At 52.2% G+C, this 24,210-nt stretch carries 20 protein-coding genes; 11 read left to right on the top strand and 9 right to left on the bottom strand.

All coding sequences use genetic code 11. The features are described 5' to 3' along the window. Nucleotides 1–291: 291 nt before the first annotated feature. The 3 genes from CFK45_RS07740 to CFK45_RS07730 are packed head-to-tail and all read left to right on the top strand — an operon-like array spanning nucleotide 292 to nucleotide 3,637. On the top strand, nucleotides 292–1,956 hold the full coding sequence (locus CFK45_RS07740) for a nitrite/sulfite reductase (RefSeq protein ID WP_096085867.1): 1,665 nt from the start codon (nucleotides 292–294) through the stop codon (nucleotides 1,954–1,956). Beyond that, a complete protein-coding gene (locus tag CFK45_RS07735; RefSeq protein WP_096085866.1) occupies nucleotides 1,940–2,431 on the top strand; it encodes a DUF934 domain-containing protein in 492 nt (163 codons plus the stop codon). Before CFK45_RS07740 ends, CFK45_RS07735 begins: the two co-directional genes overlap by 17 nt. 39 nt (nucleotides 2,432–2,470) lie before the next feature. After that, on the top strand, nucleotides 2,471–3,637 hold the full coding sequence (locus tag CFK45_RS07730; RefSeq protein ID WP_096085965.1) for a cation:proton antiporter domain-containing protein: 1,167 nt from the start codon (nucleotides 2,471–2,473) through the stop codon (nucleotides 3,635–3,637). A 17-nt stretch (nucleotides 3,638–3,654) separates the two neighbouring features. On the opposite strand, the gene sohB is transcribed toward CFK45_RS07730, so the two are convergent. Genes sohB through CFK45_RS07710 form a run of 4 tightly spaced genes read right to left on the bottom strand, consistent with a single transcriptional unit; the run spans nucleotide 3,655 to nucleotide 7,884 of the window. Next, nucleotides 3,655–4,674, bottom strand: coding sequence for a protease SohB (sohB, locus tag CFK45_RS07725; protein WP_096085865.1), 1,020 nt, complete (start codon nucleotides 4,672–4,674; stop codon nucleotides 3,655–3,657). 18 nt (nucleotides 4,675–4,692) lie between these two features. After that, a complete protein-coding gene (locus tag CFK45_RS07720; RefSeq protein ID WP_096085864.1) occupies nucleotides 4,693–5,349 on the bottom strand; it encodes a multidrug transporter in 657 nt (218 codons plus the stop codon). Nucleotide 5,350: 1 nt separating this feature from the next. Continuing rightward, complete coding sequence (nudC, locus tag CFK45_RS07715; protein ID WP_096085863.1) at nucleotides 5,351–6,172, bottom strand: NAD(+) diphosphatase; 822 nt, start codon at nucleotides 6,170–6,172, stop codon at nucleotides 5,351–5,353. 2 nt (nucleotides 6,173–6,174) lie between these two features. Continuing rightward, on the bottom strand, nucleotides 6,175–7,884 hold the full coding sequence (locus CFK45_RS07710; protein ID WP_239923608.1) for a FimL-related protein: 1,710 nt from the start codon (nucleotides 7,882–7,884) through the stop codon (nucleotides 6,175–6,177). A 413-nt stretch (nucleotides 7,885–8,297) separates the two neighbouring features. On the opposite strand from CFK45_RS07710, the gene nhaB reads away from it, so the two are divergent. Beyond that, nucleotides 8,298–9,797, top strand: a complete 1,500-nt coding sequence (gene nhaB / locus CFK45_RS07705; RefSeq protein WP_096085862.1) for a sodium/proton antiporter NhaB — start codon at nucleotides 8,298–8,300, stop codon at nucleotides 9,795–9,797. 91 nt (nucleotides 9,798–9,888) lie between these two features. On the opposite strand, the gene dnaQ is transcribed toward nhaB, so the two are convergent. From dnaQ to CFK45_RS07690, 3 genes are read right to left on the bottom strand one after another with little or no spacing between them, the layout of a single operon-like run. Next, entirely contained in the window at nucleotides 9,889–10,596 is a 708-nt protein-coding gene (gene dnaQ / locus CFK45_RS07700; protein ID WP_096085861.1) for a DNA polymerase III subunit epsilon, read from the bottom strand. Further along, nucleotides 10,593–11,036: a ribonuclease HI gene (rnhA, locus tag CFK45_RS07695; RefSeq protein ID WP_096085860.1), complete on the bottom strand. Its 444-nt coding sequence runs from the start codon at nucleotides 11,034–11,036 to the stop codon at nucleotides 10,593–10,595. The genes dnaQ and rnhA overlap by 4 nt, the downstream gene beginning before the upstream one ends. 8 nt (nucleotides 11,037–11,044) lie before the next feature. Then, nucleotides 11,045–11,914, bottom strand: coding sequence for a class I SAM-dependent methyltransferase (locus CFK45_RS07690; protein ID WP_096085859.1), 870 nt, complete (start codon nucleotides 11,912–11,914; stop codon nucleotides 11,045–11,047). A gap of 33 nt (nucleotides 11,915–11,947) precedes the next feature. Here CFK45_RS07690 and gloB point away from each other — a divergent pair, with 33 nt between their 5' ends. Together gloB and CFK45_RS07680 are read left to right on the top strand one after the other, a co-directional pair. Further along, complete coding sequence (gene gloB, locus CFK45_RS07685) at nucleotides 11,948–12,748, top strand: hydroxyacylglutathione hydrolase (RefSeq protein WP_096085858.1); 801 nt, start codon at nucleotides 11,948–11,950, stop codon at nucleotides 12,746–12,748. 221 nt (nucleotides 12,749–12,969) lie between these two features. Then, on the top strand, nucleotides 12,970–14,568 hold the full coding sequence (locus tag CFK45_RS07680; RefSeq protein WP_096085857.1) for a LysM peptidoglycan-binding domain-containing protein: 1,599 nt from the start codon (nucleotides 12,970–12,972) through the stop codon (nucleotides 14,566–14,568). Here CFK45_RS07680 and CFK45_RS07675 read toward each other — a convergent pair. Next, nucleotides 14,565–15,998: an HDOD domain-containing protein gene (locus CFK45_RS07675; RefSeq protein ID WP_096085856.1), complete on the bottom strand. Its 1,434-nt coding sequence runs from the start codon at nucleotides 15,996–15,998 to the stop codon at nucleotides 14,565–14,567. The genes CFK45_RS07680 and CFK45_RS07675 overlap by 4 nt on opposite strands. A gap of 197 nt (nucleotides 15,999–16,195) precedes the next feature. Here CFK45_RS07675 and CFK45_RS07670 point away from each other — a divergent pair, with 197 nt between their 5' ends. Genes CFK45_RS07670 through CFK45_RS07650 form a run of 5 tightly spaced genes read left to right on the top strand, consistent with a single transcriptional unit; the run spans nucleotide 16,196 to nucleotide 22,806 of the window. Further along, nucleotides 16,196–17,791, top strand: a complete 1,596-nt coding sequence (locus tag CFK45_RS07670) for a peptide ABC transporter substrate-binding protein (protein WP_143247510.1) — start codon at nucleotides 16,196–16,198, stop codon at nucleotides 17,789–17,791. A 38-nt stretch (nucleotides 17,792–17,829) separates the two neighbouring features. Next, on the top strand, nucleotides 17,830–19,419 hold the full coding sequence (locus tag CFK45_RS07665) for a peptide ABC transporter substrate-binding protein (protein WP_239923607.1): 1,590 nt from the start codon (nucleotides 17,830–17,832) through the stop codon (nucleotides 19,417–19,419). After that, nucleotides 19,419–20,351: an ABC transporter permease gene (locus tag CFK45_RS07660; RefSeq protein WP_096085853.1), complete on the top strand. Its 933-nt coding sequence runs from the start codon at nucleotides 19,419–19,421 to the stop codon at nucleotides 20,349–20,351. Before CFK45_RS07665 ends, CFK45_RS07660 begins: the two co-directional genes overlap by 1 nt. After that, nucleotides 20,348–21,217, top strand: coding sequence for an ABC transporter permease (locus CFK45_RS07655; RefSeq protein WP_096085852.1), 870 nt, complete (start codon nucleotides 20,348–20,350; stop codon nucleotides 21,215–21,217). Before CFK45_RS07660 ends, CFK45_RS07655 begins: the two co-directional genes overlap by 4 nt. A gap of 2 nt (nucleotides 21,218–21,219) precedes the next feature. Further along, complete coding sequence (locus tag CFK45_RS07650) at nucleotides 21,220–22,806, top strand: ABC transporter ATP-binding protein (protein ID WP_096085851.1); 1,587 nt, start codon at nucleotides 21,220–21,222, stop codon at nucleotides 22,804–22,806. Nucleotides 22,807–22,833: 27 nt separating this feature from the next. On the opposite strand, the gene CFK45_RS07645 is transcribed toward CFK45_RS07650, so the two are convergent. Then, nucleotides 22,834–24,087: a GGDEF domain-containing protein gene (locus CFK45_RS07645; protein WP_158224633.1), complete on the bottom strand. Its 1,254-nt coding sequence runs from the start codon at nucleotides 24,085–24,087 to the stop codon at nucleotides 22,834–22,836. Nucleotides 24,088–24,210 lie beyond the last annotated feature (123 nt).

Below are 24,210 nucleotides of genomic sequence, written 5' to 3'. Positions count from 1 at the left end.
GCTTATTTGGGCCACTGACCGCTGCTCAGTTACCGAGCCTAGCGACACAACTGCTATTTAAATGCTTAACAGGCAAATACGATTAAGTGCTAAGCGCCAAAACAAGTTATTGATACAGATCAGCTTATCATTTTGACAAGTAACTCATATCATATATTGCAAATTTATCTATAAGGCTGAGCACTTTATAATCGCCGCCCCGAAGGTTGCCGCCGCGCTCGCGTTCAACACGTGAAAACGCTATGCTGCGCCCCCGCTTTTATAGAGCTCCCAGCTACAAGGTAAAGCAAGATGTACGTTTACGACGACTACGATCACAAGATCATTAAGGAACGCGTCGCCCAATTCCGCCGTCAGACCGAACGCTATCTCGACGGCAAACTCAAAGAAGAAGAGTTTCTGCCGCTGCGCCTGCAAAATGGCCTGTATGTGCAGCGCCTAGCACCGATGCTGCGTATTGCCGTGCCCTACGGCATGCTGAATTCACGCCAGCTGCGAAAAATTGCCCACATCACTCGCGTCTACGACAAGGGTTATTGCCACTTCACCACGCGCCAGAATATTCAGCTGAACTGGCCCGCACTTGAGCAGGTGCCCGATATTCTCGAAGAGCTTGCCGAAGTAGAAATGCACGCTGTGCAGACCAGTGGCAACTGTATTCGCAATGTCACCACCGATCAGTTTGCCGGTGTCGCCACAGACGAAATTGTTGACCCGCGCCCCTACTGTGAAATTATTCGCCAGTGGTCAACCTTTCACCCGGAATTTGCGTTTTTACCGCGTAAATTCAAAATTGCGGTATCGGGAACCGAAGAAGATCGCGCAGCCATCTATTTTCACGATATCGGCCTGCAGTTAATCACCAACGACAAAAACGAAACCGGCTTTAAAGTCATCGTTGGCGGCGGCCTTGGCCGCACACCGGTGATAGGCAGTGTTGTGCGCGAATTCTTGCCCGAAAAAGACATTCTGACCTACCTCGAAGCGATTGTACGCGTGTACAACCTGACGGGTCGTCGCGACAACAAATACAAAGCGCGCATTAAAATTCTGGTTAAGTCTATGGGTGTTGAGGCGTTTGCCGAGGCGGTGGAAGCCGAGTGGCAAAATATTCGCGACAGCCACACCCGCCTGACTGACAAAGAGATTAAACGAGCTAAAGGCTTCTTTACTGCGCCGGCTTACGCCGAACTGGACGAGCAGCAAAGCGCAGCCGTGCTTGAGGCACACGCGCAAAACAGCAAAGCGTTTGCGCGCTGGTTAGAAAAGAACGTTATGCCTCACCGCGTCGACGGTTATCGCGCGGTAAGCTTGAGCCTCAAGCCTGTTGGCATCCCACCTGGCGACGTCAGCGACAAACAGCTTGAGATTATCGCCGACCTTGCCGATCGCTACAGCTTTGGCGAAGTTCGCAGCACTCATGAACAGAATGTTGTGCTCGCCGATGTCAAAGCCAGCGACCTGATGGATCTGTGGCTCGAACTCAAAAGTGCCGGCTTTGCGACGGCCAATATCGGCACCCTGACCGATATGATTTGCTGCCCGGGCGGAGACTACTGCTCGCTGGCCAATGCCAAGTCCATTCCGATCGCCGACGATATTCAGCGCGAATTTGACGACCTCGATTACCTCTACGATCTCGGCGATATCGACCTCAACATCAGCGGCTGCATGAACGCTTGTGGCCACCACCACATCGGCCATATCGGCATACTCGGTGTCGATAAGCGCGGCGAAGAGTTTTACCAAATTCAACTGGGCGGATCTCAACGCTACGACGCCAAGCTCGCCAAAGTTCTCGGGCCTTCATTTAATCGCGACGAAGTTCGCGGTGTCGTACGAAAAATCGTTGAAACCTATGTGAGCCAACGCATCGAAGGCGAAAGCTTTTTAGCCTGCTACGAGCGTGTCGGCATCAATACATTTAAGGAGCAGGTCTATGCCAAAGCTAGTTAAAATCGATTCGGTTGGCGACGACCCATGGCAGCTCATCGACAAAGAGTCCCTGCCCTCATCTGCTGCTCAGTTAGAGGCGTACAGCCTGATTCCCGCTGAGACTTACTGCCAGTGGGCCGAGCAATTACCGGCAAACGTGGCGCCGTGGCTCGCCAGCGATGAAGACGTTGTTGCGCTGGCCGATAAGCTAACAAGCGCCCCGGTCATTGCCCTTCACTTTGCAGCTTTTGCCGATGGTCGCAGCTTTTCTCAAGCGCGTCAGCTTCGCGAGCAACTCGAGTTCACTGGCGAACTTCGCGCAGTGGGCGCTTTTATCCAGGATCAGCTGTTTTATCTGCGCCGCTGTGGTTTTGACGCTTTTAGTGTTGCGGACGACGCTGACTTGGAGTCCATAAAGACCAGCCTTGAAGATTTCAGTGAATCTTACCAAGCCGCCTGCGATGTCAAAGAGCCACTTTTTCGCAGACGTGCATAAGCATTTGTTCTGACGGAAAAGCCTTTTATACTAATGGCCATGGAAGGCCATTTATTCGATACATTTTTTCTTATCTTCTGCGGGGCAGCCATTGCGGCGACACTCGCGCTCTACACCCGCCAGCCGCTGTTTCTCGCCTATATCGGCCTCGGCGTTATTCTTGGCCCCCATGCAATCGGGCTGATTGGCGATGTCAAAGTCGTCTCCGAGATGAGCCATATCGGCATCATTTTCCTGCTGTTCCTGCTCGGTCTTGACATGCAGCCCAAAGCACTTGCGTCGGTTTTAAAAAAGGCGACACATATCGCCATTCTCAGCTGCGCCGCCTTTGCGCTGATTGGTTTTGGCATCGCCATCGCCTTTGGTTTTAATTTTACCGAGGCCCTGGTGTTTGCGATGGCGGCTATGTTCTCGAGCACCATTATCGGCATAAAATTGTTGCCGACGACCGTGTTACACCACCGCCACACCGGCGATATGATGGTTGGCCTGTTGCTGCTGCAGGACTTTATCGCAATTTTCTGCCTGCTAATTTTGCTGTGTGGCAGCGCCCAGGATTTTGAATTCAAACCGCTAATTATGGCGCTGCTGGCCCTACCCGCACTCGCGGCTGCGGCGTTTTACTTTGTAAAATACGTACTGCTGAAGCTTATTGAAAAGCACGACCGCATCCACGAATTTATTTTTTTGGTTGCCATCGGCTGGTGCCTGGGCTTGGCAGCCATCGCTGAATACTGTTATCTGTCAGCCGAAATTGGCGCGTTTATCGCCGGCATTTCACTGGCAACCAGCCCCATCTCACAATACATTGCGCTGAATTTAAAACCACTTCGCGACTTTTTCCTGATTTTATTTTTCTTTGCGCTCGGCGCCCAGCTGAATATAGCGCTACTGCCGGATGTAGCCGCAGTGACTCTGTGCCTGGCTTTTGCTCTGCTCATCGCCAAACCACTGGTTTTTTACGCTCTGTTAAGGCATCACAGCGAGCGCAAATCCCTGGCTTGGGATATCAGCTTTAGACTCGGGCAAATAAGTGAGTTTTCGCTGCTCATTACCCTGCTGGCGAGTCAGCAGGGTATGATTTCAGAGCGCGCGTCGGTGGTGATTCAGAGCGCTGCAATTATCACGTTTATTGTCAGCAGCTATATTGTGATCTTAAATTTCCCCAACCCAATTGCCGTCAAAGAGAGCCTGCGCAGGGATTAGCAGCCACAGCTGCAAGTTTAGGAAAAGTAGCGCGTTGACAACATGCTTGCGGCGCGATTAAAAAGCTTGTCGGCGCTGGCATGCAGGCCGAGCTTTTCAACAAGGCTGGGCTTGTGCTGAACACTGAGCTCATAAATATCGGTATCCTGGCTGAGCTCAAGCAGATATTCGTCAGAGCTACAGAGCTGATCAACCAATTTTTTGTCGAGCGCACGCTTGCCAAACCAAATCTCACCGGTGGCAACATCGTCAATATCCACCACCTCGCGGTGCTCTTTTACAAACGCTTTAAATAAGTCGTGGGTATCTTCGAGCTCTTCTTTAAATTTTTCCCGCGCCTTATCCGTGTTTTCTCCGAGCATGGTCAAGGTGCGCTTGTACTCGCCGGCCGTGTGCATTTCGTAGTCAACATTGGCCTTTTCAAGCACGCGATGAAAGTTGGGTAGCTGAGCAATAACACCTATAGAGCCGATAATTGCAAATGGTGCAGCGAGTATTTTGTCGGCCACACAGGCCATCATATAACCACCGCTGGCGGCGACTTTGTCAACGCAGATGGTCAGTTTAATGTTCTTGGCGCTGATACGAGCTAACTGGCTGGCGGCAAAACCGTAGGAGTGCACCATACCGCCGGAGCTTTCGAGCTTAATCAGCACTTCATCTTTCTCGCTCGCTTGAGTCAGAATCAAGGTAATAATCTTCCTTAAGTTCTCAGCATCAGAGGCTTTAATATCACCGTCAAATTCAGTGACAAAAACACGCCGGCGATCGGACTCGTCGGGCGACGATTTTTTATCCTGCTTTTCTTGTTTTTTCTTATCTTTATTGATTTTTTTAAGCTGCTTTTCATCGTAAACAGCGCTTTGCATCAAAGACTTGTATTCATCGTACCTGTCATTGAGTTTCTCAATTTCAATATGCTCATCGTCACTGCCCTGCCTGCGGCTGCTGGCAACAATTGCCACAACCGCTGCGACAGCAAAAACAAAAGTGAGGGTTTTGGCCAAAAACAGACCGTATTCAGCAAGAAACTGCAAAGGGAACTCCTGATTATCTTAGCGCCAAAGCTTGATGGCCTTGCGCGCTATTTCATTGGTGGGTTCAGCTACAAGACCGTTGTAACTAAGGGATAGTTGAAAACTGGCCTGGTCAGCCATGGGCAGGTACGCAGCGCTGCCATAGACAGCATCGATACCCGGGACTAATTCATTATTGCGCTGTAGCAGGGCCCACATATCAACGCCGCCGTCACTGTCGTAGAGCCCAAACACGCTGCGCGGTTTCATGCGCTCTTCTTCAAGTGAATAATAGCGGCCGCTGATGCGGTCGAGACGAATGCCGGGCTTGGCGCCCAGCGCAGAGACAAAAGCGCCCCAGCGCACGATTCGCGCATCAATTTGCCACTGGTCACCACTGATATCGTACTGCGCCGGCAACTTATTAATGTAGTAACTAATGTTTGCGCGATACAGTTGGTCGTCGAGCTTCTCGAAGCTGACCGTTGCAATAGGTTTGTCTTCAAGCAGTTGCTCAAAGCGACCAATGTCGAATGCGGTAAGCGCAACCAGCACAACAAAGACCAGCAACAGCAAACCGACGGTGCCGCGCAACCATGCGAGAAACCAGCCAAAACGCTTGAGTATTTTAACGCTGGCAAACAGCGCCAGCCCGCCAATAAGCAGAGCGAGTATGTAGACGGCGGCTTGATACATATTAATTGAGCCTCTCGAGCGCGTAGTCAATCAGTTGTCGGGAAATGGTGTGCTCAGGTGGCAGCTGAGGTAGATTGTGCTTGCTGTACCAGCCTGCATCAACGATTTCATTTTCGTCAATGTTTAATTCACCACCGGCGTAATCGGCAATAAAGCCGAGCATCAGCTGCCCTGGAAACGGCCAGGGCTGAGAGCCGAGATAGACAAGGTTGCATATATCCACGCCCACCTCTTCTTTTACCTCGCGAACAAACGCCTGTTCTGCTGTTTCTCCGGCCTCGATAAAACCGGCAAGCGCCGCATAAATACCCGCCTTGTGCTTAACACCATTGGCCAACAGGACACGATCACCATCGACAACAACGCCGATAACACAGGGGGCAAACTGAGGAAATTGCATAAAACCGCACTCGGGGCACTGATAGGCGCGCTCGCGCTGATGCGCCTGAGTGGGGCTTGAGCAGCGCCCGCAGTAGCGGCTTGTATCCATCCAGTGCTTAAGTTGCACGGCGCGCCCGGCGATTGCACCGTCTTCTTCATTCAGCAAGGCAAGCGCCGAACGCAGGTCCAGCCACTGCCAGCCTTCTGGCAAATCTGAGTGCTCAGCCGGAAGTAAAACAAGGCTCTCGTCGCCGCGATACGCAATCAAACACAGCGCTTGAGCTTGCGCCAATTCTCGCTCGATAGCCTTAGCTGCAGATGCAGCCGGAAGCAGAAACTGCCGACTGGCCGGATGAAATGCAATGCCCTCAGTGTGAACGAGCAGGCAAAGCTCGGCACCGCTGCTGAGCCAGGCCTGCTCCGGGAGCATATACGGCGTCATGCTCACTCGTTATAACCCAGGGCTGTGAGGCTCTCCTCGGCAATATTCAGTACATTCTCATCGAGCTGCTCGAGCTTGGGCGCGGAATCGAAGTAGTATTCGATTGCAATAATAACGTCGGCAAAGGTCTCAAGGATCTCGTCGATTGCTGCGGGCAGCTCGTTTGCCAAAAGCACCTCGTCAACAAATGCAACGCTGCGCCGGAGCACAAAACAAGCTCTATCCATAGCGAGCATTTCCATCGCCCCGCGTATGCTATCTAAGGTTTTGGCAATATTTTTAATGTGGGCGCTGTCGTAGTCTGAATCCGAGAACGAGTTGAGCGCACGCTTAGTCAGCGACAAGCCACCCAAACACTCTTCAAGCACTATAGCGAGCGCACTGGAGAGTTCGTAGGACTTTACGTGTTCATCGCGCTTGCTTGGATCGCCGGCGTCGGCGCCGTGATCCGTTGGGATCTGTAAACTTGCGACCACACTTTCAATATACAACAGACTGTTGGCGACACTACTGAGCTCAGCTTCGTCGATATCGTCACCGCCCTCTTTCCAGGCCTTGACGACATTCAGCTGGTCCTTGAGCAGCTTATTGGCAGAATCCAGGCCAACCACGCCGAGTATTTCGGCGATATTGTTCAGCACCGAAACAAAGCTGTCGAGATCATGAATGATTGCCAACGCGCTCTGCGAAGCACCTTCTAGAGTGCGCTTGGCGTTCGACAGCTCGGTCTGCAACACGTGAGCGAGCGAGCTAATAGTGTGAGCACTCGGCCCATAGAGCGCGGCGTATTCCTTTTGCAATTCCCGCTCGGTATACGGCAGCTGCAAATCGGGGCAAGCCTGGCGCAGAGCCTCGATCGCCGGGCTTTTAACACCGCTTAGGGCAATTAGGTACAAGAGCTCTCTGAGCTGAGCGGCTGGCGGCGGCGATTCAAACGCCTGCTCACCATTGAGCTCAATCTGGCGAATGTTCCGGTCGATATGCATAAACAGAAATTTGCGCGCTTCGAGTGGGCTCATACGCGCGTCGACCAGCACCTGCAGCGCGAGATCACACAGCCACCAAAGTGTGCTCAGAGGGCGCTGACCGCTTAACTTCCATATGCGCAAAACACCTTTGCGCATAAGACCAACGCTATTGTTAATTTGCTTTTCGCGAATCAAACCGAGCAAGCCTATTTGGTACATCTGCCTGGCGCGGCGGATTTGCGAGCGAAAACTTTCTTTTGTTGGCGCGCCGCCTTGCTGGGCTGGCGCCTGCAGACCCCGAGGCACCGAAATAAGTAAAAAGTGACTCTCAGTCAACGGCTTCTGACGGCGCAGCTTTCTAAGTGCGTTGATATGGGGAATCAGCAAACCCGGCACCTGGTGCTGAACCTGGCTGAGATACTCAATGTAGCGAGGCAGAATAAAAAAGGTATTGCTGGTCACCTCGAGCAGCTTGTCGAAGTGTTTACTGCCGCGCTCCTGCTCCAGGTGCTCGAGCACACTTAACAGCTCTTCAGCCAGCGTACTGGCACTGCTTAGCTCGAGAAGCCGAAAGGTGCCAATAATTTGCCTGGCTCCAGTTATGGCACGTCCCAACAGCTCTGTTTTGGCAAAGTCTGTCGCTATGTACTCTTCAAGGTTTTTCGCCGAACTTTCGATGGTTGCGACCAACTCATCGCGCACCATATTTAGAGACTGAAAGTTAACGCCCTTATCCAAACTCACCGTTTGCTTTCCTACACCAAGAGTTAAATTTTTAGATATCCATCAATTGTAACGCTATTTCGGGGCTCTAGCGCAAAAAATCATTAAGAAACTTGAGCTTATCTCACATAATTAACTTGATATCTAAGTCTTAGCGCATAAAATCGATGCTCTTCACTAAGCAGGCTTGGGCAGTGGCAGCAATAACAACAAGCCGCCCTGTGCACATCGACACGTTTAGCCGTTCGCCTAGCCAATTGTGGCCGAATGTGTGCACAACCCCTGAAAAGCGAAGGCTACCCAATACGAGCAATTTGCCGAACATTCGCGAAAATAAGCAAATTGCCTACAATTTCCACAAATGAAACACACTTTGCATTCACTTCGACTGGTGCATGTTGAAAGAATGTTCAGCTAATGAGGCACGTCACCACATGACCACCACCGCTCAGGCTTTTAGCAGGAACTTCCTAGGAAATTCCCCGTCCTGGTACAAAAAGGCAATTATCGCCTTCCTGATCATCAACCCCATTGTCTTTTATTTTGTCAGCCCGTTTCTCGCAGGCTGGGTGTTAATCGGTGAGTTTATTTTCACCCTGGCCATGGCCCTTAAGTGCTACCCCCTACAGCCAGGCGGCCTGCTCGCCATTCAGGCCATCGCCATAGGCATGACCGATGCACACAAAGTTTATGAAGAAGTGGTTCACAACTTCCCGGTCATCCTGCTATTGATGTTTATGGTGGCCGGCATCTTCTTTATGAAGGATTTGCTGCTATTTGTCTTTACCAAGATCTTGCTGCGCATTCGTTCAAAAATGCTTCTGAGCTTTTTGTTCTGCAGCGTTTCGGCGGTACTGTCAGCCTTTTTGGATGCGCTAACCGTCACCGCTGTTCTGATCACCGTCGCCGTGGGTTTTTACGCGGTGTACCACAAGTTTGCCTCGGGTAAAAACGACGGCAGTGATCACGACCACAGTCACGATAGCGACATCCACAGCCATCACCGCGAAGACCTTGAACAGTTCCGCGCGTTTTTGCGCAGCCTGATCATGCACGGCGCGGTGGGCACCGCGCTTGGCGGTGTCTGCACCCTTGTTGGTGAGCCGCAGAATTTGTTGATTGCCCAGGTCGCCGACTGGGACTTTATTACCTTTTTCACCGCGATGGCGCCAGTGAGCATGCCTACACTTGTTGCCGGCCTGATTACCTGCCTGGTGCTCGAGAAGATTAAAGTGCTTGGCTACGGCGCAACCCTGCCTGAACGCGTGCGCGAAGTGCTGCTTGAGTACAATGAGCAGCAAGACACCAAACGCACCGTGCGCCAGCGCACCCAACTGATCGTGCAAGGCGCCGTTGCCCTGTTGTTAGTTGTCGCCCTGGCCACTCACGTTGCCGAAGTCGGGCTAATCGGCCTTGCCGTGATTGTGCTGCTGACGGCCTTTAACGGTATTATCGAAGAACATCAAATCGGCCACGCTTTTGAAGAGGCGCTGCCGTTTACGGCGCTTCTGGTAGTATTTTTTGCTATTGTCGCGGTTATTCACGAACAACACCTGTTCTCGCCCGTGACCGAATGGGTGCTCGCCTTTGACGACGATGTTGAGGGCCCGATTCTATTTCTGGCCAACGGCTTCTTATCAATGATTAGCGACAATGTTTTTGTGGCAACCGTCTATATCAACGAAGTCAAAGATGCCTTCGACGCCGGCGCCATCAGCCGTGCGCATTTTGAAGAGCTCGCGATCGCCATTAACACCGGCACCAATCTTCCGAGTGTCGCAACACCTAATGGTCAGGCGGCTTTTCTGTTCCTGCTGACCTCCGCGCTGGCGCCACTGATTCGATTGAGCTATGGGCGCATGGTGCTGATGGCCCTGCCCTACACAATAGTATTGACCATCGTCGGCTTGCTGATGGTGATCTACAACGTTTAAGCGGCAGTTCCCTCCGATATAAAAAAAGCGCCATTTGGCGCTTTTTTTATATTTCCGTTTATCTGGTTTCAGCTTGCAGAAGAATATCTACTTAACTTAGGCGTCGCCAAAGCGCGCCGTTTTCAAGCTTTTTGCCAATGTTATCGAGCTTTGCTTCATGTGCGGCCAACTCATCGGCACTTGCCGGTATCACCAAAGCCGAGCTGCGGGCATCAACCCGCCTTATTGCCTCGGGGCCACCGCCGCCACTGCTCTCCCCCGCATTGAAGACAAGCTTAGTCTGACCGCCTGTCATTGCGAGGTAGACATCGGCCAGGATCTCTGAATCGAGCAAGGCGCCGTGCAGATCGCGCTGGCTATTGTCGATATCGTAGCGCTTGCACAGCGCATCGAGGTTGTTCTTTTGCCCTGGGTGCTTGTCGCGCGCAAGCTTTAGGGTGTCGAGTATTGAGCAAAAACTCTCAAGCACTGGCTGCTGGCGCTGCAAAAGCTTAAATTCGTGATTAATAAAGCCAACGTCAAAAGGTGCGTTGTGAATCACTAGCTCAGCGCCATCCACAAACTCAATAAACTCATCAACCACCGAGCGAAAGACCGGCTTGTCCAACAAAAACTCATTGGTGATGCCATGCACCTCCATCGCCCCTTGATCCACTTCGCGTTCGGGGTTGATGTATTGGTGATAGTGGCGGCCGGTCAGCTTGCGATTAAAAAGTTCAACACAGCCAATTTCAATGATGCGGTGGCCAGCGGAGGGTTCAAGCCCGGTGGTTTCTGTATCTAAGACAACCTGCCTCACGACGTTGCCCTCAGCTCGTCGATGCCTCGATTGGCAAGTGCATCGGCCAGTTCATTTTGCGGGTGACCACTGTGGCCTTTAACCCAGTGCCAGCGAAGCTCGTGTTTTTCACAGGCGGCGTCAAGGGCCACCCACAAATCTTTATTTTTAACCTCTTTTTTGGCTGAGGTTTTCCAGCCATTGCGCTTCCAGTTCGCAATCCAGCTGTTAATGCCATCTTTGACGTAGTTGGAGTCGGTGGTTAAATCGACCACACACGCCTCGGTCAAGGCCTCCAGCGCGCGGATCGCTGCCATAAGCTCCATGCGGTTGTTTGTCGTGTCAAATTCACCACCCCAGAGCTCTTTTTGGTGGCCGTTATATTGTAACACTGCACCCCAGCCGCCCGGCCCGGGGTTACCTTTGCAGGCCCCATCTGTATAAATTTCTATTTTTTTCAATAGCTTACCTAATTATCTCGATTTAAACCCGAATCCATTCGCCGATTCTTCGACGCTGCAGAGCTCGGCGCAACCCTGGCTCCTTGCAGCGCACGGGATAATACCAGAACACGCCAATCCGGCTTAAGCAAATGCATGCCAGCCTGCTCTTTGCGCGCCGTTATACTGAACACCGAAGAAAAAGGCACATTTTTTTTGTCCAGAAATGCACAAAAACGCGCGCCAAACCACATAAACGTGCCGCGCCGAAGCGGCAGACTGTGGCATATGTGGCGAGTCTGCAAGGCCTTGCAGTCGACAAATGCAAGCCAGTCGCGAATCCGATACGCCAGCAGTGCGTGGCGAAACCAGCCACTGTGACGCCGAAAGCGCCCACTCAATACGGCCCACAAACCGCTTAGGCTTAACGGGTTAAACGCAAGAATAATAATGTGGCCACCGTGACTGCAAACCCGGGCGGCTTCTTTTAGCAGCGTTGGAGCCTCTTCACTGTATTCAAGCAGGTGTTGGATGATGACAACATCAACACTGTGCTCCTCAAAGGGTAACTGGCGAAAATCACACTGCACGCGCAGCGTAGCATCGCTTTGCTGGGGAGCCATATACAGCTGATGAGCCTGAACAACCTGGCGATATTGTGAGCGAGGCCTGGGGCAGCGCTCGGGTGCAAGACTGAGTTGTAAAATGCGCTGCCCCCGGTGCTCATCCAGCAAGCGCCTTAGGTGCCGGCACTCATTGGCAAGCAAGTGCTGGCCTGCGGGCTCGCAAAACCAGCGCTTTAACTCAGGTAAACGCTGCCCCAAGCTGGGCATACGCTTGTGATCTTGCAGCCAAGCTTTAAAGCGTGTTTTATATCCGGCAAGTTCAATGCCCACCATTCACCCTCTGAGTTGTCGAGTTTGTATCTATCCATGCCCGATCTAAATTTTATTCCACTACCTATCTTTACGTCGAACTACCTGTGGTTAATTCAACGAGGACGCGCTGTGTGGGTCGTTGATCCCGGCCTGGCCGAGCCAGTACTAGATTATATTAAACAGCAGCAACTGCAGCTCAAAGGAATATTAATCACCCACACCCATAACGACCATATAGGCGGTCTGGCAGAATTATTGACCGGGCTCAGCCAACTAGGCGCGAACAGCTGTCCAGTCTACGGCCCTGCTCACGCCAAACTTGCCAACATTCACGTGCTAAACGAGGGTGACAGCTTAAGCTTGTTTGACGGCATTGATGCCACTGTTATGCATCTACCGGGTCACCTGCCCGAGCACCTCGCTTTTTACATCGAACCTTGCGCGCGCCGGGCTCCGGCCTTGTTTTGTGGCGATATTATTTTTGCATCGGGCTGCGGGCGCATGTTTAGTGGCCCGGCAGCCACGTTTAAGCAAAGCCTCGAGCGCATTGCAGCCATGCCCGGTGACACCGAACTATACTGCGCACACGAATACAGCCTTATCAACTTAGACTGGGCACTTTCGATACTGCCAGAAGATGCCGCGTTAAACGCGCGCAAGGCCGAACTTGAGCAGCGTTTTGCCAACAAGGGCTGCACTCTGCCGAGCGATGTGGCAGCGGAAAATCGCGCCAACCTGTTTTTGCGCTGCGCCGAAAAAACGCTCTGGCAGGCGGTAGCGGATAAACTGCAACGGCCGATCGAGTCGAGCCTGGCGTGTTTTGCTGGGTTAAGAGAACTAAAAGATAACTATTAAACAATCTAAGATTGATAAAAAAGCGCTGCAATACTTTATTTATAAGAATCTGTAGAATCGCGCCTTTTCGCGCCATACTTTCAGTGCCGGGATGCCAATAACACACTGCGGGAAGCTTTAAGCGCTTACGAGCTAAAACAACAACAAACGAGCAATCGCCCGAAATCCGTGGAACTTCGCCTCATCACAAGCCCGATCAACTGAACATATCCGATTTATTCATGAGTTTACTGCGTACCAGCTTTTGTATCTGCCTGGCCCTGACCGGTGCATGCAGCAACCTAAAATCAAGCGACCAAGCCCAAACGCCAAGCCAAACAAGCTTTAATGCGCTCGACGTACTGTGTATCCCCGACGATCCGGATGAGCTCGAGGCCTGGAGCGAATACGACCTCTGGCAACGCATCCGCGACAGTTATGCGATGGAGTTTGACGACAACCGTCGCATTCAAAGCCAGCTGGCCTGGTACCAGCGCCACCCCGATTATCTTTCACGTGTAGCCAAGCGCGGCGCACCCTACATGCATCACATCGTCGAAGAGCTCGAAGCGCGCGACATGCCGGCCGAACTCGCTTTTCTTCCCGTTGTAGAAAGCGCCTTTGACCCGTTTGCCTACAGCCCGGGACGCGCATCTGGCATGTGGCAAATCATACCCGGCACCGGCAAGATGCTCGGCCTGAAACAGACATGGTGGTACGACGGCAGGCGCGACGTGGTCGCATCCACCGACGCGGCCCTGCGCTACCTCGACAAGCTGCAGCGCCAGTTTGACGGCGACTGGCTGCTGGCGCTAGCCGCCTACAATGCCGGCGGCGGAACCGTGCGCAAGGCGATACGCCGCAACAAAAAAGACGGTCTGCCCACCGACTACTGGAGCCTCGACCTGCCGCGAGAAACCGAAGACTACGTGCCGCGACTACTGGCATTGAGCATGCTCTACGGCGACCCCGAGCGCTATCAACTAAGCCTGCCGACACTTGAGAACGAACAGCACTTCGCCGCCGTCGACGTCGAAGCGCAGATAGACCTGGCCCAAGCCGCGCAGATGGCCGCGCTCGACATGGACGAGTTTTATCGCCTTAACCCCGCCTTTAATCGCTGGGCCACTGACCCGGAAGGGCCGCACCGCTTGCTTGTGCCGCTGTCGGCGCACGAAACATTTCAAAGCCAGCTGCAGACTCTACCACCTGAAGCCAGGGTCAGCTGGCAGCGCCACACCATAAAATCCGGCGAAACCCTGTCACACATCGCCAATAAATATCAGGTATCGGTTGCCACCTTACAGTCGGTAAACCGCATTCGCGGCCACAACATACGCGCAGGTAAAACCCTGTTAGTGCCACAAGCCAGCCGCGGCGACGCTTATTACAGCCACAGCAGCGATCAGCGCTTAGCTCGTAAACAGGCCTCGGGCGCCAAAAACGGTAAAACACGCATAGAGCACACCGTCACCAGCGGAGATAGTTTTTGGTCTTTGTCCCGCAAATATGGGCCGAGTAGCTCGGCCATTGCCCGCTGGAATAATATGGCGGCAAAAGACACACTTAAAATCGGCCAGAAACTGGTTATATGGACAGAGCAAGCAGACAGCAAACAGTTGGCGCTTGTCGATCGCAAACATACCGTACCAAGTAGCGAGGCGCTCACACGCAAGCTCAATTACCGCGTGCGCTCTGGCGACTCCCTTTCAAAAATCGCGGCAAAGTTTAATGTCGGCATCGACGACCTGCTCAAATGGAACACGCTAAGTGGTTCGAGCTACCTACAGCCGGGCCAGCGCATCGTGCTCTACGTTGATGTGCGCGCGCACCGCGGTTAACGCACGTGAGCCAGGCTGTTAAGACACAGGCGCGCCTGGCCACAAAAATGACGAAAGGCTTCATACTGTTCGTCGTTGAGCACACCACCAAAAAACGCTCTGTCCGCGTAAATAAACGCTCGCGGTTTGTCGGCGATGCGCACGGTGTAAACAAAGCACGGCAATTTGCCAAGGTATTCCTGCAGCGCAGGGGTATAAAGCTCTGCCCGAGCATCGACTAAATCAAGCCCAAACCACAGCGCCTCGCCCTGTTCCATCGCGTAGGTAAAGATATTTTCTGAATACGGGTCGGCGTCAAAGCGCAGGTTCTCGCGCCAGCGCTCGGTCGACTCGCCCACCGCATAGCGCACGGTCGCTTTTGTGCCTTTTATAAAAGCGATCGCCACGCGCTCTAAACCTACGCCGCGATGCAGCCCCTCGAGCAACATCTGAAAGATGGTATTGACGTGAGCCTGCTCGGCAGCCGCCGCGCTCAATTCGCGCAAAACGCTCAGTTGCAATTTGGTATCCGGCTTTAATACCTTGCTCGACGGGCTGCGCTCGGCAAAATAAGTGCTTTGCACCGAGCTTGGTATCATCGGGCAAACGTCGACAGCCCCGTAACTCACAGCAATTTCAGCCGCCCTATCGGCGGCAGCTTTGACATCGCGCAGGGCCTGCTCAATCGCTATGCCTTGCATTTGCGCCACCTCGGCTAGCACCTTGCGAAACTGTGGGCTCTCCCAACCAAATAACGAGGCGCGACTTAGGCGCTCCCCAGTAATAACGGCGGCGACTTTTTTGTTCTCGGGCATGCGCTCGGGCCGCGCCTCAAGTGCTGCGGTAAGAGTTTCTCCGAGCTTCCAGTGCTGAGCCAACTCGATTGTCAATTCTTTAAAGCTGCCGCCAAGCAGGTCTTTTTGCGCGTGTTTGCGCTGCAGCGGATCGCCACTTAACAGGGCCTGGTGCTGCTCGGGCTTGCGCTCGGCCAGCCAAAACGCCATTTCACCTAGATTAAATAACAGCGCGGCAATAAACACTTCTTCGGCGTCGTTGCCCCGCCCCCGCTCGCTGACAAGCGCTTCGGCCTGAACCGCCGCATGAAAACCCTGGGCAACGAGCTTCAGCACTTGCTGTTTGTTTTCTCCGGCGAGCATGCGGTCTAACACCAACAGCGAGATACAGATCGCGCGCACACCTTTAAGGCCGATTAAAACAATCGCTCGCGAGATCGTATTAATTTGCTGCTGGCTGTAATTAAACTGCACACTGTTAGCGACCCGCAGTACCTGACTGGTCAGATTCGGGTCTCTGAGTATCACTTCGGCAAGCTGCGCAGCCGAGCTTTCGTCGCTTTCGGTAATTTTATTAAGCTCTGAAATCACCGAGCCGAGCACGGGCATGCTTTTACTTTTTAAACTTGCAACCCAACGCTTCATTTTTGCTGACATAGATCTGGCCGCTTTGCACTATCTAACGGAGGTAAGCTTTTGCGCCGGCCGGCTTGACGCTTTGCCATCGCGCAGGTAGCTTCCTGCTATAGCAAGTCTAGCCCAAGGCCGGATTAGAAGAGCAAGCAAACAACAAGCAAGGTTGGCAACAAGCGGTGAATAAACGACGTTTAACAACTGCCTTAAGACGGGCGGGATTGATCACAACTATCATTCTGTGCATTTCACTTATCGCCTGTAACCCACCAGATTCCGCCACCGGGAATGATGCAAACACCTTGACGCTGTCGGTCGGTACCAGCCCTGTCTCGCTCGACCCTCACCAGATCAGCGGCATGCCCGCGCGAACGATTTTATCGCAGCTGTTTGAGCCCTTGGTTCAGCTCGATGGCAAAAGTCTTGAAATCGTGCCCGCCGCCGCCGAGCGCTGGCAAGTTGACGACAACGGCAAGCGTTACGTATTTTATTTAAGAGCTAATGCCCGCTGGTCTAACGGCGAAGCGGTGACCGCACAAGACTTTGTCAACAGCTGGCAGCGCGCCTTGCACCCGCAACTTGCCTGGTATTACGCGAGCGACTTTTACACCATCGTCGGCGCCGAAGATTGGCACAGTGGCCAAAGTAGCGACGTCGACAGTTTGGGCGTGCGCGCGATAGACGATAGAACCCTGGAATTTAGGCTCAAACAAGCCGATCCGCTATTTCTGCGTCGCCTAAGCGCCGCCACGACTGCGCCGTTGCATCGAGCCAGCATTGAAAAATACGGCGCGTTCTTTGACCCCGCCAACCCCTGGTCTCACAAAACTTCATTTGTCAGCAACGGCCCCTACGCTCTAAAAAAATGGCAGCTAAATCACAGCCTACGCGCGGTGCTCAACCCGCACTATTGGGCTCGCGATGCGTACAAGATTCAACAACTGGTCTTTTTACCAATTGAGTCCGAAGTAGCTGAAGAGCGCGCATTTCGATCCGGCAAACTGCAGTTGGTTTTCTCAGGCAGCATTCCACGCGATAAAATTGCCAGCTATAAAAAAATGCCGGCAAGCCCGCTGCGGCAACAAAGCACCTTCGCGACCTACTATTACGATTTAAATACGAAAGCCGCACCGCTCGACTCCAAATTAGTGCGCAAGGCACTGGCATTTGCTATCGACCGCCAAGCCATTGTTGAAAAAATCACCAAAGGCGGCGAAAAAATTGCACTAAGTTTGAATCCAACTATTGAGGGATATAGCTTCAGGCTCGTCACTCCAGAGTACAACCTAGAAAAAGCTCGAGTTTTGTTGGCTCAAGCCGGTTATCCGGAAGGTAAAGGCTTTCCAACATTAACGCTAATCTACAACAGCTCCGAGACACATCGGTTAATTGCGCTGGCCATACAACAAATGTGGCGCGAACAGCTAGGCATAAGTGTTGAACTCGAAAATCAGGAATGGAAAGTGTTTTTAAACAATAAACGGCAGCATCATTTTCAGATCTCTCGCTCCGGTAGCGCCAGTGATCTGGCCGACCCTTTGGATTTTTTGGCGAGCTTCGCCTCGCCGCATGCAATGAACTACGCCGACTTTGACAACGGTGACTACGACGCCTTGCTGGAACTCGCAAAAGAAAGCCAGGACAACGAGCGCCGCCTTGAGCTACTCGCGCAAGCCGAATCGATGCTGCTCGATGAAATGCCCCTCATTCCTCTTTATTACTACTCTGATCAGTACCTCGTTTCACCCAAACTCAAGAAGCTAACATTTAACCCCCTTAAGCAGCTCGAACTCAAAGGCGTTTACCTGGAACCTTAATCATGCAGAAACTTATATGTGCGGGCCTCGCACTCCTTATGCTTATGTTAAGTGCTTGCAGCAGTGACAAACTCACTCCGGCAGAGCAAGGCATCAACACCCAGACCCTTTTAATCGCCAACGGTGACGAGCCGCGCGAGCTCGACCCTCAGCTGTCGACAGGATCCCCCGAGCACAGCATTCATCTCGCGCTTTATGAAGGCTTGGTTAGTAAAAACTCAAAAGATTTAAGCATCGAGCCGGCGGTTGCCGAAAGCTGGGAAATCAGTGATGACGGCCGAATCTACACGTTTCGCATACGCGATAACGCGCGCTGGTCAAATGGCGATGCGATCAAAGCCAGCGACTACGTCTGGTCTTGGAAACGCTCTCTATTACCTAAGTTCGGCAGTGAGTGGGCCTACTTAAAATACTATGTCAAAGGTGCCGAAGCTTTCCACAAACAAAAAAATAACAACTTTGACGAGGTTGGCATCAAGGCGGTGGATGATAAAACCTTGGTCATTACCTTAAACGAGCCCTGTAATTTCTTTTTACAGCTGCTTGATCACTACAGTTTTTTTGCGGTGCACCCCGCAACCATTCTTAAGCACGGCGACATCGACCAGGCTATTAGCAAATGGACCCTGCCGGAAAACTGGGTTGGCAACGGGCCTTTCAGCCTTAAAAAGTGGGCCATCAACGATGTCATCGTCACCGAAAAAAACCCGCACTACTGGAACGCCGACAACGTAAAACTGAACGCCGTACACTTTTACCCCATTACCGATAAACAAGCCGAAGAGCGCGCCTTTCGCAGCGGCAAAGTTCACGTTACCTACACGCCGCAACTGGCCATCGAAAAAATCGCCTGGTACCGCGAGAACCAGCCTGAAGCCCTGCGCATTGACCCGGTTTACGCATCGTATTATTACGAGTTTAATTTAACCAAAGCGCCGTTTAATGACGTGCGCGTGCGCAAGGCCTTTGCCATGGCCATCGACCGCAAATTAATTGTCGAGCGCGTTACCAAAGGCGGCGAAACGGCAGCGTGGTCATTTATCCCAACCGACCCCGGTGGCTATCAACCGAAGCAATACTACAACTACGATATTAAACAGGCGCGCGCCCTGATGGCTGAAGCGGGCTACCCGGATGGCAAAGGTTTCCCACCGGTCGAATTGCTGTACAACACCAATGACAACCACCGCAAAGTGGCGCTGGCCATTCAGCAAATGCTAAACACCAATCTCGGCGTGCAAGTTCAGCTTCTCAATCAGGAGTGGAAAGTTTATTTAAATAGCCGCAAAAACCTCGAACACGATATCGGTCGCGCCGGCTGGATTGCCGATTATCTCGACGCCAGCAACTTTATTGAAATCCTCGCTTCCGATTCAGGCCAAAATCACACCGGCTGGAAAAGCGACATTTACGACAGCATCATTGCCGAACTGAAGAAAACCACGGATAGCCAGCAGCGTTTTAAGCTGTTTGAACAGGCCAATAAGATCCTTGCCGATGAAATGCCGGTTTTGCCAGTGTACAACTATTCCGACGTCAACCTGGTGTCGCCGGCCGTACACGGCTGGCACGGCAACGTTATGCACTACCACCCCTACAATAACGTTTATCTGGAAGCGACCCCCTAATGCTGAGCTACATAGTTAAACGAGTACTGGCCGCCATACCAGTGCTCTTTCTTGTGGTGCTTATCACTTTTATTCTTGTGCGAATTGCCCCGGGCGGGCCATTCGATGAAGAGCGAAGTGTGCCGCCACAGGTTTTGGAAAACCTAAACAAACGCTACAACCTCGACCTGCCCGTGCACGAGCAGTTTTTTTCATACGTTGGCAACTTGTTACAGGGGGATTTTGGCCCGTCGTTTAAATACCCCAACCGAAGTGTCACTGAAATAATCAGCACCGGCGCCCCGGTAACGATTGAGCTCGGCCTTTACGCACTTATTTTTGCGATGATATTAGGCTGTAGCGCTGGGGTTTTTGCCGCCTTAAGACCTAATAGCTGGCGGGACTACAGCGCAATGAGCACAGCAATGATCGGTATTTGTGTACCGAGCTTTGTGCTTGGCCCGCTACTGGTTCTAATATTTGGTATTTATTTAGGCTGGCTGCCTGTTTCGGGCTGGGGCTACAGTCCTGGCGATAAAATTCTGCCGGCACTTACTTTGGGTGCAGCATACGCGGCATATCTGGCCCGGCTTTCTCGCGGCGGCATGCTCGAAGTACTGAATCAGGACTATATTCGCACCGCACGAGCCAAAGGTTTGCCCGAATGGCAGGTGGTAATTAAACACGGCCTGCGCGGCGGCCTTACCCCGGTTATCGCGTTTTTAGGCCCCGCGGCGGCTGGCCTTCTATCCGGCTCCTTTGTGGTTGAAACTATTTATCAAATTCCAGGTATCGGGCGCTTTTTTCTGCAAGCCGCATTCAACCGCGACTATACGATGATCCTCGGTACCACCATCTTTTTCGCATTTTTAATTATTTTGTTTAATTTAATCACGGACATACTTTTGGTTTGGCTCAACCCTAAACTTCGCAGCGAGGTGTTCAACCAGTGAGCACCGATATAAAGATTCAAGGCAACTCATTGTTTTCAGATGCCCTGCGCAGGCTTAAGAAAAACAAACTAGCAATGGCCGGCGCGGCGTTTTTATTAGTGCTGACGATTATCAGCATTCTAACGCCGTGGATAGCGCCCTATTCCTACGAAACTCAGGATCTCTACTTAGGCGCGACGCCACCGTCTGCCGAGCACTGGCTGGGTACGGATGTGCTCGGTCGCGACCAGCTCACCCGTATTATGTACGGCAGTCGAATCTCTCTGATGGTAGGCGTGATCGCCACCAGCGTTGCACTATTGATTGGTGTGCTCTGGGGCACCATTGCGGGCTTTGCTGGCGGCCGTGTCGACTCAATTATGATGCGCATAGTTGACGTACTCTACGCGCTGCCCTTTTCGATTTTTATTATTTTGCTAACCGTCGTGTTTGGCCGCAGTATGCTGCTGTTATTTTTGGCCATCGGCGCGGTTGAATGGTTAACCATGGCGCGCATCATTCGCGGCCAGGTGCTGAGCATCAAGTCCCAAGAATACGTTACCGCTGCGCGCGCAATCGGCCTGCCGCCGTGGCGTATTATTAGCCGCTACCTGATTCCAAACGCGCTCGGCCCAATTATCGTCTACACAACCCTGACGATACCCAGCGTTATTTTGCTCGAATCCTTTTTAAGCTTTTTAGGGCTCGGCATACAACCGCCGCAAAGTTCGTGGGGCTCGCTAATTAGTTACGGCGTTGAAACCATGGAAGAGTACCCGTGGCTGCTGATCTTTCCCGGCCTAATTCTTTCGCTCACGCTTTTTTCACTTAATTTTCTCGGTGACGGTCTGCGCGACGCACTGGACCCCAAGGCATCCAAAGATTAATTATGCTCGACGTCGAATCCCTTTCAGTAAAATTTCACACACGTAACGGCAGCAGCACCGCCGTTGAAGACCTAAGCTTCACCATTGATGCTGGCGAAACACTTGGTATTGTCGGCGAAAGCGGCTCGGGAAAAAGTGTCAGTTGCTATTCAATGCTCGGCTTGGTGCCCTGCCCGCCAGGGGAAATCCAGGCCAAATCGGTCGACTTTAACGGCAAAAAACTGCTGCAACTAAATAACAAAGAGCTGCGAAAAATACGCGGCGGACGCATATCGATGATCTTTCAAGATCCGATGACTTCGCTAAACCCGTTTATGCGTATCGGTGAGCAAATACGTGAGGCAATTTGCCTACACCAAGATATCGATAAAAACCAAGCCAAAGTGCGCGCAATTGCAGCCCTTGAAGAAGTTGGAATAAAAAACCCCGAGGCGCGCTTTCGCGATTTCCCGCACGAGTTCTCAGGTGGCATGCGCCAGCGAGTAATGATTGCCATGGCACTGGCAACCGAGCCCGAAATTCTTATCGCCGATGAACCAACCACAGCACTGGATGTGACCATTCAGGCGCAAATCCTTGAACTGCTAAAACAAGTGCAGCAGCAGCGCAATCTGGCGATTATTTTTATCAGCCACGACCTGGCCGTCGTTAAAGATGTCGCCGACAAAGTTATCGTGATGGAAAAAGGCGTCGTCATTGAGACCGGTCCAGCGCAAGAGATTTTTAGCCAGCCCAAACACGACTACACAAAAAAACTGTTGCAGGCCATTCCCGACCCCGATAAAGCGCTTAAAAGTAACGAGCACAACAACAGCGACGTATTGCTTGATGTTGCAGCGCTGTATAAGTCTTATCAGCGCACGGAAGGCCCCTTCTGGCGCAAGCGCAAAGTCGAACAGGAAGTACTCAAAAATATTTGCTTTAACGTTTACCGCGGAGAAATCCTCGGCCTGGTTGGCGAGTCTGGCTCCGGTAAATCAACCCTGAGCAATATCATCACCGGCCTTCTGGATGCGAGCAGCGGCTCGATTAACTACAACGGCCGAGAGCTCCGCTTTGACACACTGGCTCAGCGCAAAAAAGTGCAGCTTGTATTTCAAGACCCTTACGCCTCACTCAACCCCAGAATGACCATCTTCGACTGCCTTGCAGAACCGCTGCTGCTGCACAAGATCGTTGAAAAGCCTCAGCTGCAAGAAAAAGTAGAGGGACTAATGGTTGAAGTTGGCCTGAGCAAAGAAGTGATATGGCGCTACCCGCACGAATTTTCTGGCGGTCAGCGCCAGCGTATCGCTATTGCCCGCGCCCTCGCCTGTGAACCGGAATTACTGATTGCAGACGAACCTGTGTCGGCGCTCGACGTCACCATTCAGGCTCAAATTCTGCGCTTGCTCGCCGAGCTCTCTGAGCGCAAAGGCCTGACCATGCTATTTATTTCCCACGATTTAAGTGTGGTGCACAGCCTGTGCGATCGGGTTATTGTGATGGATAAAGGCCAGATAGTGGAACAGGGAGACTGCGACAGTGTATTTAAACAGCCGCAGCACCGTTATACCCAGAGTTTGATTAATGCAATCCCGAAGTTTTAGCTCTCTACATACCTAAACGAGCTGGGCTCAGTAGAGCTCACAGACGTGGCGAGCGCTATTGCGCCCGTCGCGTTTGGCCGACTTTAATGCTTTTTCTGCACGAGCAAACAATGCTGTAAGTTCGCGAATATCACCCTCTGGCGTCGCTGTTGCTACGCCGATACTTGCGCTTAACCAAGGCGAAACCTGCAACAGCTCCGTCGCCGGAATTCTTAGCGCGCGAATGCTGTCGCGCAGCTCACCGGCAAGCTCGCGAGATCGCAGTGCGTCGGTATAGGGCATTACCACAACAAATTGATCACCGCTGTAACGCGAACAACAAAAGCGCTGCGTATAAGCGGCGCCGAGCTCAGCAATCACGGAAGATACCGCCACAAGTGCTTTATCACCGGCCTGACTGCCATAAACCTCGTTGTATTGACGAAAAAAATCTAAATCAATCAGCATCAACGACATAGCTTCACCGCTGTCGCGACAGCGCTGCCATTTAATCTGCGCTTCATTTTCACAGGCACGCCGGTTGTTTAAGCCCGTCAGAGCATCACTGGCCGCAAGCTTTTGCAAACTGTCGTTATCTCGCCGCAAAGCCCGTTTATGATCGTTGAGGTCGGCATTTAATTTTGCCAAGTCGCGATTTTCCTGGCGCAGCTGGCGAATTGTCAGCTGACTCTTACCGTTTAAACTGATAATTCGATCGCTAAAGGTCCATAAATAATGCGCGGCAACAAGCAGCACCACAAATAACAAAGCCAGTAACAGGGCAAGCTGGTGATGAAGCTCTGAGTCAGACAAGCTTAACTTGGCAATTGCCGGCAGCAGTGCAGTAAAACTAAAACTGATACCCGCCCAGCGATAGGCGCTTAGGGTGACAACGGTGGCGCCGGCGATGACGACCAGCGAAAAGATCAACAAAAGCTGATGGCTCGGTGAGTCTGCCGGAAAAACCAAAAACAGAGCGCTGCTCCAGCAAAGCCCCGAGAGTGCAGCCAACGTGGTGGTCAAGTTCTGCCAGCGGCGCAGAGCCTGGACAGAACCTGGCTCCTTGCGATAAACACTGAAGACAAATAGGCGCAATAAATAACTAACGGCGCAGATAAACACCCAAAGCACGAGCTGGGCTGTAGCGACACTTTGGTAAAGGACAGCGGCAATAACACCGATATACAGAAGCACAACTCGAATGGCACTGAGCTGTGATACGCTTACAAAATCATTTCTCGCCTTGCTTACAAGGCCCTCATCCGTAAGGTTTTCGCTGTCCGCCACGACGGAACTAGCCACAACGGAGCTATGAGGCATCGACAAAAACCGTTCTACTATTTTTATTTGTTTGTAAATTACGCATCAATTCCACCGATCATATCACGCCTAGTTATATCAGGATACGAATAAGCTGCAACAACA

The organism is Agaribacterium haliotis, from assembly GCF_002312815.1.
Taxonomy (GTDB): domain Bacteria; phylum Pseudomonadota; class Gammaproteobacteria; order Pseudomonadales; family Cellvibrionaceae; genus Agaribacterium; species Agaribacterium haliotis.
Note: the sequence above shows the minus strand (reverse complement) of the source record. Positions and strands in the feature narration are given on the sequence as shown.

Coding starts and splice junctions, on each gene's coding strand:
- gloB (WP_096085858.1), top strand. CDS start 11,948: ATGCCCGATCTAAATTTTATTCCACTACCTATCTTTACGTCGAACTAC.
- CFK45_RS07650 (WP_096085851.1), top strand. CDS start 21,220: ATGCTCGACGTCGAATCCCTTTCAGTAAAATTTCACACACGTAACGGC.
- CFK45_RS07735 (WP_096085866.1), top strand. CDS start 1,940: ATGCCAAAGCTAGTTAAAATCGATTCGGTTGGCGACGACCCATGGCAG.
- CFK45_RS07660 (WP_096085853.1), top strand. CDS start 19,419: ATGCTGAGCTACATAGTTAAACGAGTACTGGCCGCCATACCAGTGCTC.
- CFK45_RS07665 (WP_239923607.1), top strand. CDS start 17,830: ATGCTTATGTTAAGTGCTTGCAGCAGTGACAAACTCACTCCGGCAGAG.
- CFK45_RS07690 (WP_096085859.1), bottom strand. CDS start 11,914: ATGGTGGGCATTGAACTTGCCGGATATAAAACACGCTTTAAAGCTTGG.
- CFK45_RS07730 (WP_096085965.1), top strand. CDS start 2,471: ATGGAAGGCCATTTATTCGATACATTTTTTCTTATCTTCTGCGGGGCA.
- CFK45_RS07675 (WP_096085856.1), bottom strand. CDS start 15,998: ATGTCAGCAAAAATGAAGCGTTGGGTTGCAAGTTTAAAAAGTAAAAGC.
- nudC (WP_096085863.1), bottom strand. CDS start 6,172: ATGACGCCGTATATGCTCCCGGAGCAGGCCTGGCTCAGCAGCGGTGCC.
- CFK45_RS07740 (WP_096085867.1), top strand. CDS start 292: ATGTACGTTTACGACGACTACGATCACAAGATCATTAAGGAACGCGTC.
- CFK45_RS07720 (WP_096085864.1), bottom strand. CDS start 5,349: ATGTATCAAGCCGCCGTCTACATACTCGCTCTGCTTATTGGCGGGCTG.
- nhaB (WP_096085862.1), top strand. CDS start 8,298: ATGACCACCACCGCTCAGGCTTTTAGCAGGAACTTCCTAGGAAATTCC.
- CFK45_RS07680 (WP_096085857.1), top strand. CDS start 12,970: ATGAGTTTACTGCGTACCAGCTTTTGTATCTGCCTGGCCCTGACCGGT.